This window comes from Bhargavaea cecembensis, assembly GCF_001619585.1.
GTDB classification, from domain to species: Bacteria; Bacillota; Bacilli; order Bacillales_A; family Planococcaceae; genus Bhargavaea; species Bhargavaea cecembensis_A.
This window is the reverse complement of the sequence record NZ_LQNT01000010.1, coordinates 215,299-233,921: the sequence shown is the minus strand read 5'-3', so window position 1 is coordinate 233,921 and position 18,623 is coordinate 215,299. Positions and strand designations below refer to the sequence as shown.

Below are 18,623 nucleotides of genomic sequence, written 5' to 3'. Positions count from 1 at the left end.
GTTTTGCTGTTCAGTTTTCAAGGTTCATGTTTGCCGCTCCGAAAGCGACTTCTCTATGATAACACCGGTGAACTTCGATGTCAACACTCTTTTTCAAGAAGTTTGACGCCGTATCTCTCCCGGCGGCCGCTCTCAAGCGACGTTTACTATCATACTCAGTTTCCGTCATTCCGTCAAGCGGTTCTGCAAAAAAAAATACCGGTGTACCCCAATCACTCCTCAGTGATCGGGGCAACCCGGTAATTCCTGTGCTCAATCCTGCCGTCTTTGGCCTGGTTTCTGACGACCTCTATGAGTCCTCTGTCGATCAGGTACTCTACGAATACTTCCAGGTTAACGGAATAATTCCGGAGCTCTTCATGTTCGTGAAGCTCCTGTATCGTCCAGTCCTCATTCTCGGACATGGCAGAGAGAATGTGACGCGCACCATCTGTGACCTTGGAATTGATGAAGAACTCACCTGCCAGGAACAAAAGCTCCAACCGCTTTTCAAGCGTCTCGTCGCTCAAGACCAGTTCTTCGTACAACTTATAGATGGCAGGGTCGATCTTTTTGACCTGTGACCAGACCGTAACTTCAGGAAGCAGGCCGTTTTCAAGCACCGCCAGCCGGGCAAGACCATGAAGGGAACGGACGACATGATTATAGGCGTCCAGGTAATTATGCTGTTCGTAGAACATGCGGCCCTCCATATAGTGGCGGATCAGTCGGGCAAATTCGAGTCCGGTCTTGATCTGCCTTCCGTAAAACGGGAAATCTTTAAGTTCCGTCTTTAGGTTCTCAATGTATTCGTTCCGGTCGAAGAGGATGCGCCCGAAAAAGAGCCAGTCCACGATTTTGCGGTTTGTGCCGAGCAGGAGCCACTTTTTCAGCTGCCGCTCCGCGACAACATGCATGGCTGCCTTTTCCTGGCCGTCCGTGTAATGCTTCGTGAATACCGGCCGCTCCGCATCCTGTACCAGGATGAGAAGAATGGCATCGAACGTATCGGTGACGGGATCCAACTTTCCCCGCTTCTCGACCAGAATGACACCTAGCGTGTTCGGGTCACCCGCACGTTCCTGATAAATCGGCCGCAGTAGATGCTCCATGGGGATTCCTCCTTTTATCTCCTGTGCAAATTCGACAGACATCCGCTGATTCCTTCCCGCCTCTGAAAAAAGGGAGTCCAAATCCGATTCCCCTTCTTAAAATCGTCAATCTTGTTGGAGCCGGACAGGAAACGGGGCCGGAGAATTGTGGTATAGTAGACGGGAAATGAGGAGGAAAGTCGATACATGAAACCATATAAGAATAAAATCAACCGGATCCGTTCCTTTGCCCTGGCATTGATCTTTATCGGATTTGTTGTAATGTACTTCGGAATCTTCTTTAAGCAATATCCGCTTGTCATGGTTATCTTCATGGTCCTCGGGCTTCTCTGCATCATTGCGAGTACCGTCGTTTATTTCTGGATTGGGATGCTGTCGACCAAGGCCGTCCAGGTCGAGTGTCCAAACTGCGGGAAAGCAACGAAAATGCTCGGAAGGGTCGATATGTGCGGCCATTGCCGGGAACCGCTCACACTCGACCCTGAACTGGAAGGGAAAGAGTTCGACGAATCCTACAACCGCAAAAAGCCAGCACAACCGGAAGAATGATCTGACATGCCGCCCATATGAACGGGCGGCTTTTTTTATGGAATAAAAAAACTCACGGGGCGAAGAGCTCCGTGAGTCCGGTCCTTTACTGGACCACTGGATTGGTTTTGTTTTCTGCACAGTCAGGGCACTTGCCGTAGACTTCCATCCTGTGGGAGTCGACCTGGAACCCCGTTATGTGGGAAGCCAGATGCTCGACCTCGTCCAAACCCGGATAGTGGAAGTCGACGATTTTTCCGCAGTCATTGCAGATGATGTGGTAATGCTCATGAGTCACAAAATCAAATCGGCTCGAGGAATCTCCATAAGGAAGTTCCTTTACCAGGCCGGCCTCGCGAAAGACGCGAAGGTTGTTATAGACGGTTGCGACACTCATATTCGGGAACTTATCCTCCAGCGCACGATAGATTTCATCGGCGGTGGGATGGGACATGGAAGTTACGAGAAATTCAAGAATCGCATGCCGTTGGGGCGTGATCCTCACGCCGCTCGTCTTCAACGTATCCAGGGCTTCCTGCAGCACAGTTTCAGACATGGACATGCCCACCTCTTTCCATAGAGATTCCTTTGTAATAATTGTTATAAACAGTTTATAGGAAAGAAGGCACTCCTGTCAATGAAACTCCCTTGCCGCTTTATTCCGCGTGAAGTACATCCTCCGGGCGGCCGAGCTTCGTGTTGACATAGCGTGCGGCCACAAAGAGAAAGTCCGAAAGGCGGTTCAGGTAAGCGAGAACGTCGGGATTGACGTGATCACCGACCAGAATGGCAGCCCGCTCCGCCCTGCGGACCACTGTCCTGGCATAGTGGAGGCCCGCTGCTGCCGGATGTCCTCCAGGCAGGATAAAGTTCTTGAGCGGTGCCAGCTCCGCATCATACCGGTCGATCCATTGCTCGAGCTGTTCGATTTCCGGTTTTTCCAATTTCCATTTGACCTCTTTGCCCTCCGGTGTTGCGAGCTCTGCCCCGACATGGAACAGCACCGTCTGGATCCGGCGGAAAGCGGCCATCAGTTCGTCCTTCCCATCGAAGAACTCCTGGTGCAGGTGCGAAAGCCCGAGGCCGATTGCGCTGTTGGCCTCATCGCATGTTCCGTATGCATCAACGAGCGGATCCGTCTTCGACACGCGCTTCCCGTAGATGAGGGAGGTCTGGCCCTTGTCGCCTGTCCTCGTGTAAATCTTCATATTTAATATCCCCTTTCCGGATCGACCCGGTTTTCCATTTCATCCACCCTGCCGTCCAGGTAGGCCCGGAGGTTTGGCATGAAGATGTCCAGAGACCGCTCAATATATTTGCCCGAATGGGAGGAGACATGAGGGGAAACGGTCACATTCTCCATTTTCCAGAGGGGACTGTCCGCGGGAAGCGGTTCAGTTTCGAATACATCGAGGGCCGCAGCGGCAGGGCTGCCGTTCTCCAGAGCTTCAATCAGCACTTTTTCTTCGTAGAGGTCACCTCTTCCGAAATTGAGGAACAGTGCCGTATCCTTCATCGCTCCGAAATGTTCGCGGGTTAAAAGCCCCTTTGTTTCAGGAGTGCTCGGTAGAACAGAAATGACCGTGTCCATCTCGGGTAGCACCTCAAGCAGCCCACTGAATGAGACCATCTCATCCATGTACTCCGCCTGTGAACCGGAGCGGTTGCATCCATAAGTCCGGACACCGAAAGCCTTCAATAGCCTTCCCGCCTCTCCGCCAATTGCGCCCGGCCCCAGAATCAGCGCTTTAGAGCCGAGCAGCTCCGTGCCGCGGATCTTCTGCTTCCATTCTCCCCTCGCCTGCTGTGCATACACGTCTCTCAGCTTCTTCCTGTATGCCAGAATATGCGCAAGCATCGTTTCAGCCATCGGCGTCTTATGAATGCCCCGCACATTGGTTACCGGGATGCCCATCTCCTCTATCCGGCCTAGCGGCATCAGTTCAACCCCTGCAGATGCCACCATGATCCATTTCAGATTCCCGGCACGGTCCAGGACGTTTTCATCGATGTCTGTTCCGTAGGTGACGATGATTTCGCTTGTCTCAATCGCCGGGTCATCCGTGTTCCGGTCAAACAGGAAATTGACTTCCGGAAATTCAACTTTTAGCATTTCTTCCTGGTGATCTCTGATTCTGAACAAAAACAAAACATCCATGCCCGGTTCCCCCTTAGTTCTCCGTCAGCTGCCTGAGTGTTTCGAGCGCATCTTCGACATGTCCCTTCACACGCACTTTCCGCCATTCTTTCACGACCGTGCCGGTCGGGTCGATCAGGAAAGTAGATCGCTCGATCCCCATGTATTCCTTCCCGAAGTTCTTTTTCAGCGTCCAGACACCGTATTCTTCCGCGACCTTATGATCCTCATCCACCAGCAGCCTGAACGGCAGGCCGTGCTTGTCGATGAACTTCGCATGGGACGTCTCGTTGTCAGGGCTCACGCCGAGGATCACCGCATTCAGCTTTTCGAACTCGTCATGGGTGTCACGGAAGTCGCATGCTTCCGTCGTGCAGCCCGGCGTGTTGTCCTTCGGATAAAAGTAGAGGACGACGTACTGCTTTCCTTTATAGTCGGCCAGCGAGACGCTGTTCCCTTCGCTGTCTTTCAATGAAAAGTCCGGTGCGGACAGGCCTTCGAGTGTTTCTGCCATTCCCAATCCCTCCATGAAGTCGTTTTCTTCATCGTACCGGAGCGCACGTGGCATGACAATTTTTTTGGTGTTCCCCGCTCTCTTTGTCTACAATGAGAATCGGAGATTATGAATGGAGGGGTTCCATTGGAACGGAAACAGTCTGAACAGGTTTACGGTGAAGCGCTGAAGCATATCGTAGGTGGGGTCAACAGCCCGTCACGCGCCTATAAGGCGGTCGGCGGAGGCGCCCCGACCGTGATGGAACGTGCGGAAGGCGCATACTTCTGGGATGTTGACGGAAACAGGTATATCGACTATCTCGCGGCGTACGGCCCGATCATCACCGGCCACGCGCATCCGCATATTACGGAAGCGATCACTCATGCTGCGCAGACCGGTGTTCTCTACGGTACGCCGACCCGCCATGAAGTGAAGTTCGCGGAGATGCTGAAGGAAGCCATCCACTCGCTCGACAAGGTGCGCTTCACGAACTCCGGGACGGAATCCGTCATGTCCACAATCCGTGTCGCGCGCGCCTACACCGGCCGCACGAAGGTGCTGAAGTTCGCCGGCTGCTACCACGGGCACTCGGACCTCGTCCTCGTCGCTGCAGGTTCCGGACCTGCGACACTCGGCACGCCGGATTCCGCAGGAGTACCGAAATCGATTGCCGAAGAGATGATCACGATCCCGTTCAACGACGCAGAGTCTTACCGCAAAGCGATGGAACAGTGGGGAGATGAACTAGCATGCATCCTCATCGAGCCGATCGTCGGCAACTTCGGAATCGTCGAACCTGAGAAGGGCTTCCTTGAGCTGGTGCATGAGCTTGCCAAAAAGCACGGCGCCCTCACCATCTATGATGAAGTCATTACGGCATTCCGTTTCCACTACGGCGGTGCACAGGACCTGCTTGGCCTGACACCGGACCTGACTGCGATGGGCAAGATCATCGGCGGGGGCCTGCCGATCGGCGCATACGGCGGCCGCAAGGAAATCATGGACCATGTCGCGCCGCTCGGCCCTGCCTACCAGGCGGGCACGATGGCCGGCAACCCTGCATCGATGCTGTCCGGGATCGCCTGCCTGGAAGTGCTGAAAGAACCGGGAGTCTATGAAGAACTGGACCGCCTCGGTGCAATTCTTGAAGAAGGGCTGCTGGAATCCGCCAAAAAGCATGGCATTACGATGACGGTCAACCGCCTGAAGGGTGCACTCACCGTGTTCTTCACGGACGAGACCGTCAGAAACTACAAACAGGCCGAAGACAGCGACGGAGAGCAATTCGCAAAATTCTTCCGGCTCATGCTGGAGCGCGGCATCAACCTCGCTCCTTCCAAGTACGAAGCATGGTTCCTCACGACGGCCCATACTGAAGACGATATCCGCGAGACAATCAAGGCGGCGGACGAATCCTTCGCCGAAATGGCACGCGGATAACCGGGGAATTGGGGGAACAATTGATTTCCCTTCCGCTGTTGGGGTATAAAGTATGGAAACAAATAAACAGCGCGGAAAGGACAATCACTGAATGAAACTCGGTGCACGCATCTTAAAAACCGGTGTCGCGATCGTCCTCGCCCTGTTCCTTGCACAGACGATGGGACTGCCGGCACCGCTCTTCGCGGGGATCGCGGCAATCTTTGCGATACAGCCGTCCATTTACCGCTCCTTCAGGACGATCATCCAACAGGTCCAGGGAAATGTCATCGGTGCGTTTTTCGCGATCATTTTCGCCCTCATCTTCGGTGACCATCTGATCGGTGTCGGGTTTGCGGCCGTTACGATCATCGCGATCATGCTGAAGCTGAATCTTGGCGATGCGGTGACCCTCGCGCTCGTCATGATGATCGGGATCATGGAGCTGCCGGATGAGAATTTCATCATGTATGCCGTTCTCAGGTTTGCGACGATGCTGACCGGGATCTTCTCGGCTTTCCTTGTGAATATGTTTTTCCTGCCGCCGAAATACGAGCCGCGGCTGTTCCAGTCCCTTTATGACGTACAGGATGAAATCATCCGCTGGACTCGGCTGACGGGGCGCCAGGCCTCCGAGCATTCCGCAACGAAAAAGGCGATGGGCAAAATCAGTGACCGGTACAGCAAAATCGACACGTATTTTTCTCTTTTCAAGGAAGAACGGGGCTACACGAAAAAGTTCACTTTCAGGAAAGCGCGGAAGCTGGTCATCTATCGGCAGATGCTCGCTGCTTCCCGGGACGGATTTGATATCCTGAAGCAGCTTCACCTTTATGAGAACGAACTGATTGATATGCCGTCGCATTTCAGGATGATGATCCAGGAACTCCTGGATGAGCTGCTTACTTACCACGAGCAGATCCTCCTGAAATTTGCAGGCAAGCTGAAGGATGACCGGATGAGCCACTCCGGTCTGGACGATCGGATGGACCGGCATGAAGTGATGGACATCTTCGTAAAGGAGATCAACATCGCCAAGCAGGAAGAGGATCACGACTTTTCCGCCTATCACCTCCTTCATCTGCTTTCCTCGCTCCTTCAATATGAGGAGCAGCTGGAAGACCTCGACCGGATGATCGTCCGGTACGTGAAGCGGCACGGAGACGAGATGGACGAGAAACTGCAGGAAGACATCATCTAATAGCAATAAAGCCCGGGGCATCGGATGCTCCGGGCTTTTTTGGCCTGCTGTTGCATAGCAAAAGGAAAGACGGCCAGCCGGAGCGGTCCGTCTTTTTGATCAGCTTTTCATTTTCGGGTCCAGCGCATCCCGCAGTCCGTCTCCCATCAGATTGAATCCGAGGACGGTCAGCATGATGGCGAGTCCCGGAAAGATCATCGTCCACGGGGCATCACGGAGATAGTTGCGGGCATCCGACAGCATCTTGCCCCATTCCGGTGCCGGTGCCTGGGCACCAAGGCCGAGAAAGCCGAGTGCCGCCGCCTCGAGAATGGCTGTGGCGACTGCGAGCGTTCCCTGCACAATGACCGGCGCCATTGAATTCGGCAGGATATGCGAGAACAGAATCCTCGAATCCTTCATTCCGATTGCCTTTGCCGCCGTAATGTACTCATCCTGCTTAATGCTCAGCACTTTAGAGCGGATAAGCCGCCCGAAGTTCGGGACGTTGATGACGGCGATCGCGATGAGCGCGTTCTGGAGAGACGGCCCGAGAACGGAGACGATTGCGATCGCGAGCAGTATCGACGGGAATGCGAGCATGATGTCGAACAGGCGGGAAATGATCGTATCGACCCACCGTCCGTAATAGCCCGCAATAATTCCGAGGAGGCTCCCGACGATGACTGACCCGATGACCGAGAAAAATCCGACCCAGAGCGAAATCCTCGCCCCATGGATGACCCGGGACAGGATGTCGCGCCCGAAATCATCGGTGCCGAACCAGTGCTCGGCGCTTGGTGCCATCAGGCGTTTGGACATGTCCTGCTCATTGATGCCTTCCGGCGCGATCAGCGGCCCGACAAAGGCGAGCACAACAAACATCAGGACAATTGCCGCACCAAAGAGGGCGGCCTTGCTTTTTCTGAAACCGGTCCAGGCTTCACGCCAGGGACCGGCCGCTTTCTCTTCCGGGGCCCCGGGGACCGGCTGTGTGACTGCTTCAGACATGGCGCATCCCCCTTTCCTCAGTCATACTTGATGCGCGGATCGACGACACTGTAGAGGATGTCGACGAGCAGGTTGATCATGACAAAGATGAATGCAACGACGAGGATGCCGGACTGGATCACCGGGTAGTCCCGGAATCCGATCGCATCATAGATATAACGGCCGATCCCAGGCCAGCCGAAGATCGTCTCGGTCAGGATCGCTCCGCCGAGCAGGATCCCCATCTGCAGGCCGATCACCGTCAGCACCGGGATGATCGCGTTCTTGAGCGCGTGCTTGTACACAACGAGTGACATGCGCTGACCCTTCGAGCGTGCCGTCCGGACAAAGTCGGAGCGCATGACCTCAAGCATGCTCGAGCGCGTCATCCGTGCAATAATCGCCATCGGGATGGTCGCAAGCGCAATCCCCGGCAGGATCAGGTGCCGGACTACTTCGCCAAGCTGGTCAAAGCGTCCCTGGATGATCGTATCGATCACATACAGCCCGGTAATCGCCGTGACGGGATTCCGCACTTCCTCGCGGCCTGTCGTCGGAAGCATGTTCAGTTCGATTCCGAAGATCCACTGCTCCATGAGGCCGAGCCAGAAGATCGGCATCGACACCCCAATCAGGGCGACCACCATCGCGGCATAGTCGAACCACGAGTTTTGGAACCAAGCGGAGATGATGCCGGCATTGACTCCGACGATTACCGCGATGATCATTGCGAACACCGCAAGTTCGATGGTCGCTGCGAGATACGGCCAAATTTCCTGGGCTACGGGAGTCCGTGTCCTGAGTGACTCGCCAAGGTCGCCGGTCAGGATGCCCGCGAGGAAGTCAAAGTACTGGGTATACCACGGCTGGTCGAGGCCGAGCTTGGCTTCAAGAGAGGCGACCGCCTCAGGTGATGCCTGCTGGCCGAGGATAACCTGTGCCGGATTACCCGGAATCGCCCGGATGATCATGAAGACGATGAATGTCATGCCGAGGAGCACCGGGATCAGCTGCAGAAGCCGCTTTCCGATGTATTGGAGCATGGTTACCACTCCCTGAGTTCAGATTCTATAAACGGGAAAGGGGAAGAGGCGGTCACGCCCTTCCCCTCCTCCATCAGTTGAAGTCGACGTTGCTCAAGATGTCCGAACCCGTCGGATGCGCCTTGAAGCCGGTGATGTCAGCCGAGCCTGCAAGGAGCGGTGTGGAGTGCGCGAGCGGCACCCACGGAGCGTCCTCGTGGATGAGTTCCTGTGCCTTGGCATACAGCTCATTCCGCTTGTCTTCATCCACTTCGGTCTGTGCTTCGATCAGGATGTCGTGAAGCTCACCGTTTTCATAGTACGTGTAGTTGTTGCTGCCGATATTGTCCTGGTCAAGGAGGGCATAGATGAAGTTGTCCGCATCCCCGTTATCCCCTGTCCAGCCGAGAAGGAATGCATCCGCTTCCCCTTTGCTTGCCTTTTCGAGGTACGTGGCCCACTCATAAGAAACAATCTCTGCCGTCACGCCGATATCGGCAAGGTTCTTCTGGATGACTTCTGCCACTTTCGCGCCGTCCGGCATGTACGGGCGCGGAACCGGCATTGCCCACAGCTCCATCTCGAAGCCGTCCGGGTAGCCTGCCTCGGCGAGGAGTTCTTTCGCCTTTTCAGGATCATACTCATACCCTTCGATGTCGTCGTTGTAGGCCGGAATGGAAGGCGGAAGCGGGTTCTTCGCAGGCTCTGCAGCCCCTTCGAAGAATGCATCGATGATCGCCTGTTTGTCAATTGCATGGTTGAACGCCTGACGGACCAGCTTGTCGCCGAACGGCTCGCGTGTCACGGTCATGCCAAGGTAGCCGATGTTGAGCGACGGACGCTCAAACAGCTGCAGGTTGTCATCGCCGTCGATTGTTCCCTGATCCGACGGATTGATGCCGTCTGCCAGGTCGATATCACCCGTAATCAGTGCATTCAGTCGCGCACCGTTGTCCGGAATGGAGCGGAAGACGACGCGGTCCAGCTTCGGAAGGCCTTCTTTCCAGTATTCTTCGTTTTTCTCGATCGTGATGGAATCGTTGCGCTTCCACTCGACAAACTTGAACGGTCCTGTGCCGACCGGATTTTCACCGAATCCTTCAGAGTCCGCCTCAAATGCCTCCGGGCTGCCGATGCCGAACATCGTCATCGCAAGGTTTTTCAGGAACGGAGCCTGCGGGCGCTTCAGCGTGAAGACGACCGTATGGTCTCCCTCTGCAGTCACCGCTTCGATGACGTGGCCCTCATCCCCCTTGAAGCCGCCGAACATCGACTGATAGTAAGGGAAGGTATCCGCATCCCCGTTCGCCCACCGTTCGAAGTTCTTTACAACCGCTTCGGCGTTGAAGTCGGTGCCGTCGTGGAACTTGACGCCTTCCTCAAGCTGGAGAGTATACGTAAGGCCGTCCTCCGATGCCTCCCACTCCTTGGCAAGGCCCGGCTGAAGCGTTGTATCCTGTTCGCCGAAATTAATCAGTGTCTCAAAGATGTTGGCTGCGACTTTCATCGATTCGCCGTCCGTCACGCGGGACGGATCGAGTGAAACGGAGTCACCGCCGCGTCCGAAGACGAGTGTCTTGCTTTCCCCACTGCTCTCGCCTGCGTTGTCGCCTTCCGTCTCCCCTTCGTTCCCGCTGTCTGCACTGCAGGCCGCGAGGACCATGGAGACAATCAGCAGGACTGCAAGCGTCCATAATTTCCCCTTTTTCACAATGACCCCTCCGTCACTAGTTTTTTATTATCATCGCCGCGGGCTTCCTCCGTATAGAGGTGGCACGCGACAGAATGACCGGTTTCCTGTTCCGTCAGCAACGGAACCTTTGACTTGCAGATGTCCATCCTGAACGGGCACCGGGAATGGAACGGGCAGCCCGGAGGCGGATCGGCAGGGCTCGGGATATCCCCCTCAAGGACAATCTGCTCCCGGACGAACCCCGGATCCGGCACGGGCACTGCGGAAAGCAGCGCCTGAGTATACGGATGAAGCGGCATTTCATAAAGCCGGTCGCTCTCCGCGATTTCGACAATCCGCCCGAGATACATGACCGCCACCCTGTCGCTGATGTGACGGACGACACTCAGGTCGTGCGAGATGAAGATGTACGTCAGCCCGAACTCCCGCTGCAGATCCTGCATCAGATTCAGCACCTGGGACTGGATTGAAACGTCGAGCGCCGATACCGGCTCGTCCGCGATGATCAGCTTCGGGTTCGTCATGAGCGCCCTTGCGATGCCGATCCGCTGGCGCTGGCCGCCGCTGAACTGGTGCGGATATCGGGAGGAGTGGTAGCCGCTCAGCCCGACAATCTCGAGAAACTCCCGGACCTTCCGTTTCCGTTCTTTCGGATCTTTCATCCCATGCACGAGCAGTGGCTCCTCGAGAATCTTTCCGATCGTATGCCGGGGGTTGAGTGATGCATAGGGATCCTGGAACACCATCTGGATATCTCTTCGCACCTTCCTCATCTCATCACCGCCGAGTGCCGTCAGTTCCCTGCCGTCGAAAGTGACCTTCCCTCCGCTTGGCTCCAGAAGCCTCATCAAAAGACGGCCTGTCGTCGACTTCCCGCATCCCGATTCCCCGACAATGCCGAGTGTCTCCCCGGGCAGAACTTCAAAGCTGACGCCATCGACCGCCTTCACGTGCCCCTTCACCCGGCCGAGCGCCCCTTTTCTGACGGGGAAGTGCTTTTTCAGACCCTCAACTTTCAGCAAGGGCTCCTTCATTTGCAGCCGCCTCCTTTCTTTCTCTCAGGAAGCAGCGGGCACGGTGGCCATCCCCCGTATCGTAAAGATCGGGATCTTCCTCTGTGCATCGTCCGAATACATACGGACAGCGCGCTGCAAAACGGCATCCTGCTTTGATTGATCCGGGGCGCGGGACATTTCCCGGAATCGGGTCGAGCCGCTCCTGCTTGAACCGCATATCCGGGACCGACTTCAGCAGCCCTTCCGTATACGGGTGCTGGGGGTTCCGGAAAATCTCTCCGACCGGGCCTTCCTCAACCACCTTGCCGGCATACATGACGATGACCCGGCTGCATGTTTCCGCTACGACTCCGAGATCATGTGTGATCAGGAGTACTGCCGTGTCCAGCCGCTCGTTCAGGTCTTTCATCAGCTTCAGGATCTGTGCCTGGATCGTGACATCAAGTGCTGTCGTCGGCTCATCTGCGATCAGCACTTTCGGCTCGCAGATCAGCGCCATCGCAATCATGACCCGCTGACGCATACCGCCCGACAGCTGGTGCGGGTATTCATCCATGATTTCCCCGGCACGCGGGAGGCCGACGAGACGGAGCATGTCGACCGCCTTGCCGCGGGCTGCCTTCTTGCTGATTTTACGGTGGATGCGGAGAGGCTCGATCATCTGATCGCCGATTGTGAACAGCGGGTTCAGCGAGGTCATGGGCTCCTGGAAAATCATCGCAATTTCATTCCCACGGACTTTGCGCATTTTCCGTTCATTGAGCTTCAGGAGATCTGTTCCCCCGTACAAAATCTCCCCACCGGTCACTTTGCCGGGCGGATTGGGCACAAGCCCCATGACGGAGAGCGATGTGACACTCTTGCCGCAGCCGGATTCCCCGACGATTCCGAGCACCTCGCCCCGGTAAAGGTCAAAATCCACTCCATCCACTGCCGGCACGACGCCCCCGTCCGTGAAGAATGACGTACGCAGCCCGCTCACTTCGAGCACTTTCTGTCGGCTGTCCATGCCATCTCCCCCTTTGTCTGTTTGCAGGTTTCTGCAATATATCAATTGCATGCGCTTTCATTTTTCTGATGATTCTGCGTTCTCTTATTATACAAATCCCCTTTTAATTTGCAAGAGTATCTGACAAAGTCATACCTCATTAAAATAGAAAGGGCTGTTAAACTTTTGAAACCGAATCCAAAAAAAACAACTCCAGTATAAGGAGTTGCTTTTTACTTGGATGAAACCAAATCTGCTATCAGGACATAGCGCTCCGGTGATGCTCCTATAAAATCAAACGGATAACATGTGGAAACCGTCAATACCGCTTTAGGTTTGGGTACAATCACGGTCCGGTCGTCCTTGTCAACGATACGGACTTTTTTCACTTTATACGTAAATTCCCCGGCAGATGTTTGAACAACAAGCAAATCCCCTATGCCTACCTCACCCAGCTTGCGAAAGACTGTATCACGATGCCCGGATAAGACAGAGTTATCATTTTCACCAGGCAGAACGCTGCCGTCGAAATGTCCAACTCCCTTTGCAAGTTCTTCTTCGGCGGTACCATGGTAGATCGGAAGCTTTGCCTCTAATTTCGGAATGATCAGCTCCCCGATATTCTCCCCCTTATTCGGACGTTCAGGGTAGAGGATTGCCGGTTCCTGTTCTTTTATTTGATCCCCTGTATTGATTTCTTTTTCGGCCTCTGTCGGATTTGGATCTGTGCTGTAGTCTTCTGCGGCCACTTCGCCTGTTTTAAAGAGCAGATAGCCTTTTAAAAACGTATAGGCATTCGTACTCCCGAACCACAGTCCGAATACAATCAGCACAACAGATAAGGAAAGAAGAACCAAACGCTTGCTGCGCCTGCTTCTTCTTTTGTTTGACCCTTTCATTGATCAGATTCCTTTAACTCTGAAGCGTCGGAACAGGAAGAGACCAACCAGTACAATTGCCAGTCCTGCCATCGCTTTCCCGGCATAGTCGGAAGCTGTCTTTGGGAGCTTTCCGCCTTTGATGGTTTTGACGGATTGTTTTGATTCTCCGGGTTTTTGGACAGTTGTAACGATTTCCTCTGCCTGCTTAATATCTTTTCCGGTCTCCCGAATGAGCTCAGAGCCAAACATGTCTGCTGTTAACAGAACGTCTGCAAGAAATGCCCCTTGCCGGTTGTAGATTTCGATCAGCAGGTCATACCCGTTTGTTGTATTCATCGTCATCAGCGTTTCAAACGACAAGCTTTGCTTTTCGCCGTCTTTTACAAGATAATATTTAGCTTCCACTTCGAAAAGATTAAGCAAGTCATGAAAAATATCGATCAGCTCCGCGATTTGCGCTGCGGAAAGTTCATCGGCTGTTTCAAAGTCTTCAAAGGCCATCATTCTGTTGCTGAGTTCAATCAGTTTGTTCAAAAATGCAGGGTCTTCGAAGTCAAGGGTTTCGAGGTGAGCAAACAGTCGGTCGAGTTCCTCATCAGTCAGGCCGATTTCCGTGAAGAGTCCATAGATCTCTTCGTCAAAAAGCTCATCAAGTGAAGCATCTTCCCAGTCATTCAGATAAAAATCGACGTATTCATGAAGTTCTTCAGAAAAAATAATCCATGTACCTTCCAGTACGTCTTGTCCTTCTTCCAAATCGCCAAATTCAACAAGAAGGTCATTTAACTCTTCACGGCTTAAGTTGAATTCCGCAAGTACGGGTTGAATAGATTCCTCGGTAAGAGGTGTACCTAGTTCATCCACGGACTCAAAGTCTTCCAAATACCACTCTTTGCTTTCAAGATAATCGATATAATCTTGTTTTTCCCAGCCGATGCTTTTCAGAAAGTCTTCAAATTCTGGTTCGTTCGGCTCAATTGCAAATGTCATCGCAGGCAAAGCTCCAAAGCCGATCACAAAAGCCAGCAGTACCGACAGCAAACGCTTCATAACCTATCTCCTCTACATTCGTTTAATATTTTCTAAAGTAGTATAATTCCAAAATATTCATTTGGGAATGGTTCTTTGGACCCCATAAATTTCAAAAGAACTACATTAATCCGATAGTCCTTTATCACTTTCAACCAGCTTCCGAAAATATAAAAAACCTGCCCCCCGATAGAGGGGGCAGGGTTTTGCGTAAATGAGTCAATGATCCGGAACGTCGAGTTCCTGAACACGGAACAGGTCATGATAGATTCCGCCTTGTTCGATCAGTTCGGCATGGGTACCGTTTTCCTTCAGTTCACCGTGGTCGATGACGAAGATGTTGTCGGCATGGGTGATGGTGGAAAGGCGGTGTGCCACGATAATGGTCGTCCGGTCATGCGCGAGCCGTTCCAGTGAGTCCTGGATGAGCGCTTCGCTCTCCAGGTCAAGCGCGGATGTCGCTTCATCGAGAATCAGGATCGGAGGGTTTTTGAGGAAGACCCGGGCGATCGCGATGCGCTGTTTTTGTCCGCCCGAGAGCTTGACGCCCCGCTCCCCGACTTCCGTGTCGTAGCCTTCCGGCAGCCCCATGATGAAGTCGTGCGCATTCGCCGCTTTCGCGGCCTCGATCACTTCTTCTTCTGTAGCATCAGGCTTGCCCATCAGAATGTTCGATTTGACGGATGCGCTGAACAGCAGATTATCCTGCAGGACAATCCCGATATTCTTCCGGAGGGAACGCACGGTCACCTCGCGGATATCCCGGCCGTCGATTCGGACAGCACCGCCGGTCACATCATAGAACCGGGGGATCAGGCTGATGATCGTCGACTTCCCTCCGCCGCTCATTCCGACGAATGCGACCGTTTCGCCCGGACGGACGGTGAGGTTGATGCCTTTCAGCACATCACCGGCCTCTTCTTCATAACTGAAGCGAACATGGTCGAACTCCACTTTGCCCTTCGCTTCCGGCATGACGGATGCTCCCGGTTTGTCGGTGATGTCATACTCTTCATCCATCAGCTCGAATACCCGGTCCATCGATGCGATCGACTGGGTGAGGGTCGTGGATGAATTGACGAGCCGGCGGAGCGGGTTGTACAGACGGTCGATGTAGGCGATGAACGCAACCATCGTCCCGATCGACAGATCTCCGCCGATCACATGCCATCCCGCATAGGTGATGACAAGAAGCGGTGCGACATCGGTGATAGTATTGACGACGGCAAATGCCTTGGCGTTCCACTTTGTATGGTCAATCGCGGCATCCAGGAAATCGCCGTTCGTCTCGTCGAACAGGCCCTTTTCCCGTTTTTCCAGCGAAAAGCTTTTGATGACGCTCATGCCGGAAACCCGTTCATGCAAATAGCTCTGCACATTTGCAAGCGCCTGGGAACGCGCCCGTGTAAGTTCACGCAGACGGCCGAAAAAGTGTTTTACGCTCCATGCGTAAAATGGGAACGCGAGCAGCGTCACGAGTGTCAGTTTCACATCCATCGTCAGCATGATCCCGATTGCGATCACGATGGTGGCGAGATCGAGCCAGACGTTCATCAGCCCAATCATCACAAAGTTCTTTGTCTGCTCGACGTCATTGATAACCCTGGAGATGACCTCCCCCGCCCGTGTATTGGAATAATACCTGAGACTCAATTTCTGCAGATGGTCATAGATGCTGCTCCGGATATCAAACAGAATCTTGTTCGATGTGTACTGGGCGTAGTACTGACGGAAATATTCGACCGGCGGGCGGACGAGGAAAAACACGAGCATCGTGCCTCCCAGCCACCAGAGAAGCTGTTCACGCTTTTCCGCCGCGGTCAGTGTGTCAACGATAATGATGTTGTCGATGACGATCTTGATGAGGTAAGGAATGAAAAGCGGAATTGCAAATTTTAAAATCCCGATGAATAGCGTGAGGATTATCATCCAGGTGTACGGTTTGACGAATGTCATGTACCGCTTCATACTGCCGATGCTGCATCATCCTTTCTATATAGACAACGGAACAGCCCGCCCGGATGGGGGCAGGCTGTCATTTCCGTGTCTGGAACTGTTTCTGGAATTCATAACGGGACGTCCAGACGTCGATAAAGTCCGGTGCGAATGGGCCGCGCCGCTGCTTGATCCATCCGATCAGTTTTTCGACGTTGCGCTTCAGGATCTTGTCGATGACGTCGGGATATCTCATCTCCGCCTTGTGATCTTCGTACTCATCCTCATCCAGGATGTTGTACGACATGTCCGGGAATACCTTCACATCCAGGTCATAATCGATGTACTTGACCGTGTTGTTGTCAAAGACGAAGGGAGAGCTCATGTTGCAGTAATAATAGACGCCGTCATCCCTCAGCATGCAGATGATATTGAACCAGTGCTGCGCGTGGAAATAGACGATCGATGGTTCCCTGGTCAGCCAGGTGCGGCCGTCGGATTCAATGACCAGCGTGCGCTCGTTTGCTCCGATCACTACATTGCGCGTTCCTTTCAGCACCGTCGTTTCCTGCCAGACCCGATGGATTTTACCATCATGCTTGTAGCTGTGAATCTGGACCGTTTCCCCTTCTTTCGGGTTTGCCATAATCAACCCACCTTTGTCTGACGGCTGTTCGGAATGATTTTGTATCTACCTATTATAACAATGAACCCCTGAAAGCGAAATCAAAAAGAGCCGGCAGGGCATATTGCCCCGCCGGCCGGTGGTTTCCATCCATTCCGTTATTTGTTGAAACGGTTGTTCGCGCGACCAGAGTTCTGTTGCTTTTTGGCTTCAGACTGCTGGTTTTGGCGACGAACCTGCTGCACGTCCGTTTCAGAACCGAACTCTTCGTTACGGATCTGTTTGCGAACTTGCTGAATGTCCGTCTCAGTGCCAAATTCTTCACGCTGAGGCTGCTGCTGGTTGTTGCGCTGGTTGCGCTCCTCCTGCTGGTTACGCTGCCTGTCGTTGTTCTTCGTCATGGATTTCTCACCTCCGTGCTCATTAAGATGGCTCGCAGGCAAGTGGAATATTCAACTGGATTTTATTTCATTTTTTAAAGGCATTTCGGACGGGAGTACACTTCCGCTCCCCGAAATGAGTCTCACAACCCGATTGCCGCCCTCACCTTTTTCGTCGGATTGGGTAAAGTAAGCATGTCGAGTTCTTCCGCCCGGAACCAGCCGCTCCGGAGTCCTGGAGTTCCTCCATCAGGGACGGATGTGGTGTACGCCGCAACTTCCCAGATCCGGTGGGTGAACACATGGCGGAAACGGACCGCTTCTTTAAGCGGACCGACCGACAGGCCGTGGCGTTCGGAGATGATCCGGACAGCTTCTTCCGGATCGGCGGTTTCAGCCGTCGGGAATTGCCACATGCCGGCGAGAAGTCCCTCTTCGGGCCGCTGTTCCATGAGCCACCGGCCTTCCCGGTCCTGTACGGCGATGACGGTATGCGGGAAAGACTGCTGTTTTTTCTTTTTCGATTTGACCGGAAGCTCTTCTTCTCTGCCCTCGTGATAAGCGCCGCAGAGCTCTCTCACCGGGCAGAGAAGGCACTTCGGCCGCCTTGGCGTACAGACGACGGCACCGAGTTCCATCAGGCCCTGATTAAACGAGGACGGATCTTCCTTATCGATGAGTTCCATGACAGCCTCTTCGAACAGGCGGCGGGTCTTCGGCTTGGCGATATCCTCTTCAATCAGAAGGATGCGGGATAACACACGCATGACGTTTCCGTCGACCGCGGGCGCCGGAATACCATACGCGATGCTCATGACCGCTCCCTCCGTATAGGGTCCGACGCCTTTCAGCTTGCCGAAACGCTCCGGATCCGGCGGCACTTCTCCGTAGGTCTCATATGCCTCCCTCACGGCCGACTGCAGATTACGGGCCCGTGAGTAATAGCCAAGCCCTTCCCACATTTTCATCAGTTCCTCTTCCGGTGCATATGCAAGTTCTTTCATCTGGGAAAAACGCTCGGTAAACCGTACATAATAAGGGATGACCGTGTCGACACGGGTCTGCTGAAGCATCACTTCAGAAATCCAAATATGATACGGATTCCGGGTGCGCCGCCACGGAAGGTCCCGCTTCTCTTCGCGGTACCAGCCCGTCAGCGCTTCCCTGAATTCTTCTTTCCAATCCAACGGCTTCACGAAATGCCTCCTGTTCG

19 protein-coding genes are annotated in these 18,623 nt (G+C 53.9%); 3 read left to right on the top strand and 16 right to left on the bottom strand.

The genetic code is table 11. The annotated features are described in order from the left end of the window. Nucleotides 1–212: 212 nt before the first annotated feature. Nucleotides 213–1,091: a nucleotidyltransferase-like protein gene (locus AV656_RS10545; protein ID WP_063181743.1), complete on the bottom strand. Its 879-nt coding sequence runs from the start codon at nt 1,089–1,091 to the stop codon at nt 213–215. 186 nt (nt 1,092–1,277) lie between these two features. Here AV656_RS10545 and AV656_RS10540 point away from each other — a divergent pair, with 186 nt between their 5' ends. Continuing rightward, the gene (locus AV656_RS10540) at nt 1,278–1,640 is read left to right on the top strand and encodes a YgzB family protein (RefSeq protein ID WP_063181716.1); all 363 of its coding nucleotides are present in this window, start codon (nt 1,278–1,280) and stop codon (nt 1,638–1,640) included. A gap of 85 nt (nt 1,641–1,725) precedes the next feature. On the opposite strand, the gene perR is transcribed toward AV656_RS10540, so the two are convergent. The 4 genes from perR to bcp form a co-directional block, all read right to left on the bottom strand. Continuing rightward, nucleotides 1,726–2,175, bottom strand: a complete 450-nt coding sequence (perR, locus tag AV656_RS10535; protein WP_197462243.1) for a peroxide-responsive transcriptional repressor PerR — start codon at nt 2,173–2,175, stop codon at nt 1,726–1,728. A 100-nt stretch (nt 2,176–2,275) separates the two neighbouring features. Continuing rightward, complete coding sequence (locus AV656_RS10530; protein WP_063181709.1) at nt 2,276–2,827, bottom strand: cob(I)yrinic acid a,c-diamide adenosyltransferase; 552 nt, start codon at nt 2,825–2,827, stop codon at nt 2,276–2,278. A gap of 2 nt (nt 2,828–2,829) precedes the next feature. After that, nucleotides 2,830–3,777 (bottom strand): D-2-hydroxyacid dehydrogenase, encoded by a 948-nt coding sequence (locus AV656_RS10525; protein WP_063181707.1) that lies wholly within the window; start codon nt 3,775–3,777, stop codon nt 2,830–2,832. A gap of 13 nt (nt 3,778–3,790) precedes the next feature. Next, nucleotides 3,791–4,270, bottom strand: coding sequence for a thioredoxin-dependent thiol peroxidase (bcp, locus tag AV656_RS10520; RefSeq protein WP_063181705.1), 480 nt, complete (start codon nt 4,268–4,270; stop codon nt 3,791–3,793). Nucleotides 4,271–4,396: 126 nt separating this feature from the next. Between bcp and AV656_RS10515 the strand changes: the two genes are divergently transcribed. Both AV656_RS10515 and AV656_RS10510 read left to right on the top strand, forming a co-directional pair. Then, a complete protein-coding gene (locus tag AV656_RS10515) occupies nt 4,397–5,692 on the top strand; it encodes a glutamate-1-semialdehyde 2,1-aminomutase (protein WP_063181703.1) in 1,296 nt (431 codons plus the stop codon). A 91-nt stretch (nt 5,693–5,783) separates the two neighbouring features. After that, nucleotides 5,784–6,872, top strand: coding sequence for an FUSC family protein (locus AV656_RS10510; RefSeq protein WP_063181701.1), 1,089 nt, complete (start codon nt 5,784–5,786; stop codon nt 6,870–6,872). A 99-nt stretch (nt 6,873–6,971) separates the two neighbouring features. On the opposite strand, the gene nikC is transcribed toward AV656_RS10510, so the two are convergent. From nikC to mutY, 11 genes are all read right to left on the bottom strand, one after another. Next, a complete protein-coding gene (nikC, locus tag AV656_RS10505) occupies nt 6,972–7,862 on the bottom strand; it encodes a nickel transporter permease (RefSeq protein ID WP_063181699.1) in 891 nt (296 codons plus the stop codon). Between the two features lie 17 nt (nt 7,863–7,879). Continuing rightward, entirely contained in the window at nt 7,880–8,884 is a 1,005-nt protein-coding gene (locus AV656_RS10500; protein WP_063181697.1) for an ABC transporter permease, read from the bottom strand. 73 nt (nt 8,885–8,957) lie between these two features. Next, nucleotides 8,958–10,574, bottom strand: a complete 1,617-nt coding sequence (locus AV656_RS10495) for an ABC transporter substrate-binding protein (protein WP_063181695.1) — start codon at nt 10,572–10,574, stop codon at nt 8,958–8,960. After that, nucleotides 10,571–11,590 carry an ABC transporter ATP-binding protein gene (locus AV656_RS10490; protein ID WP_063181690.1) on the bottom strand — a complete coding sequence of 340 codons (1,020 nt, stop codon included), beginning with the start codon at nt 11,588–11,590 and terminating at the stop codon, nt 10,571–10,573. The genes AV656_RS10495 and AV656_RS10490 overlap by 4 nt, the downstream gene beginning before the upstream one ends. Then, complete coding sequence (locus AV656_RS10485) at nt 11,565–12,581, bottom strand: ABC transporter ATP-binding protein (RefSeq protein WP_063181689.1); 1,017 nt, start codon at nt 12,579–12,581, stop codon at nt 11,565–11,567. The genes AV656_RS10490 and AV656_RS10485 overlap by 26 nt, the downstream gene beginning before the upstream one ends. A gap of 212 nt (nt 12,582–12,793) precedes the next feature. Continuing rightward, the gene (locus AV656_RS10480) at nt 12,794–13,459 is read right to left on the bottom strand and encodes a class D sortase (protein WP_063181688.1); all 666 of its coding nucleotides are present in this window, start codon (nt 13,457–13,459) and stop codon (nt 12,794–12,796) included. A 3-nt stretch (nt 13,460–13,462) separates the two neighbouring features. Beyond that, entirely contained in the window at nt 13,463–14,491 is a 1,029-nt protein-coding gene (locus tag AV656_RS10475; RefSeq protein WP_063181686.1) for a processed acidic surface protein, read from the bottom strand. Nucleotides 14,492–14,689: 198 nt separating this feature from the next. Beyond that, complete coding sequence (locus AV656_RS10470; RefSeq protein ID WP_269447387.1) at nt 14,690–16,426, bottom strand: ABC transporter ATP-binding protein; 1,737 nt, start codon at nt 16,424–16,426, stop codon at nt 14,690–14,692. A 79-nt stretch (nt 16,427–16,505) separates the two neighbouring features. Next, nucleotides 16,506–17,051: a DUF402 domain-containing protein gene (locus AV656_RS10465; RefSeq protein ID WP_063181682.1), complete on the bottom strand. Its 546-nt coding sequence runs from the start codon at nt 17,049–17,051 to the stop codon at nt 16,506–16,508. 137 nt (nt 17,052–17,188) lie between these two features. Further along, nucleotides 17,189–17,431, bottom strand: coding sequence for a gamma-type small acid-soluble spore protein (locus tag AV656_RS10460; protein ID WP_063181680.1), 243 nt, complete (start codon nt 17,429–17,431; stop codon nt 17,189–17,191). 122 nt (nt 17,432–17,553) lie between these two features. Further along, nucleotides 17,554–18,606 (bottom strand): A/G-specific adenine glycosylase, encoded by a 1,053-nt coding sequence (gene mutY, locus AV656_RS10455; RefSeq protein WP_197462241.1) that lies wholly within the window; start codon nt 18,604–18,606, stop codon nt 17,554–17,556. Between the last annotated feature and the right edge of the window lie 17 nt (nt 18,607–18,623).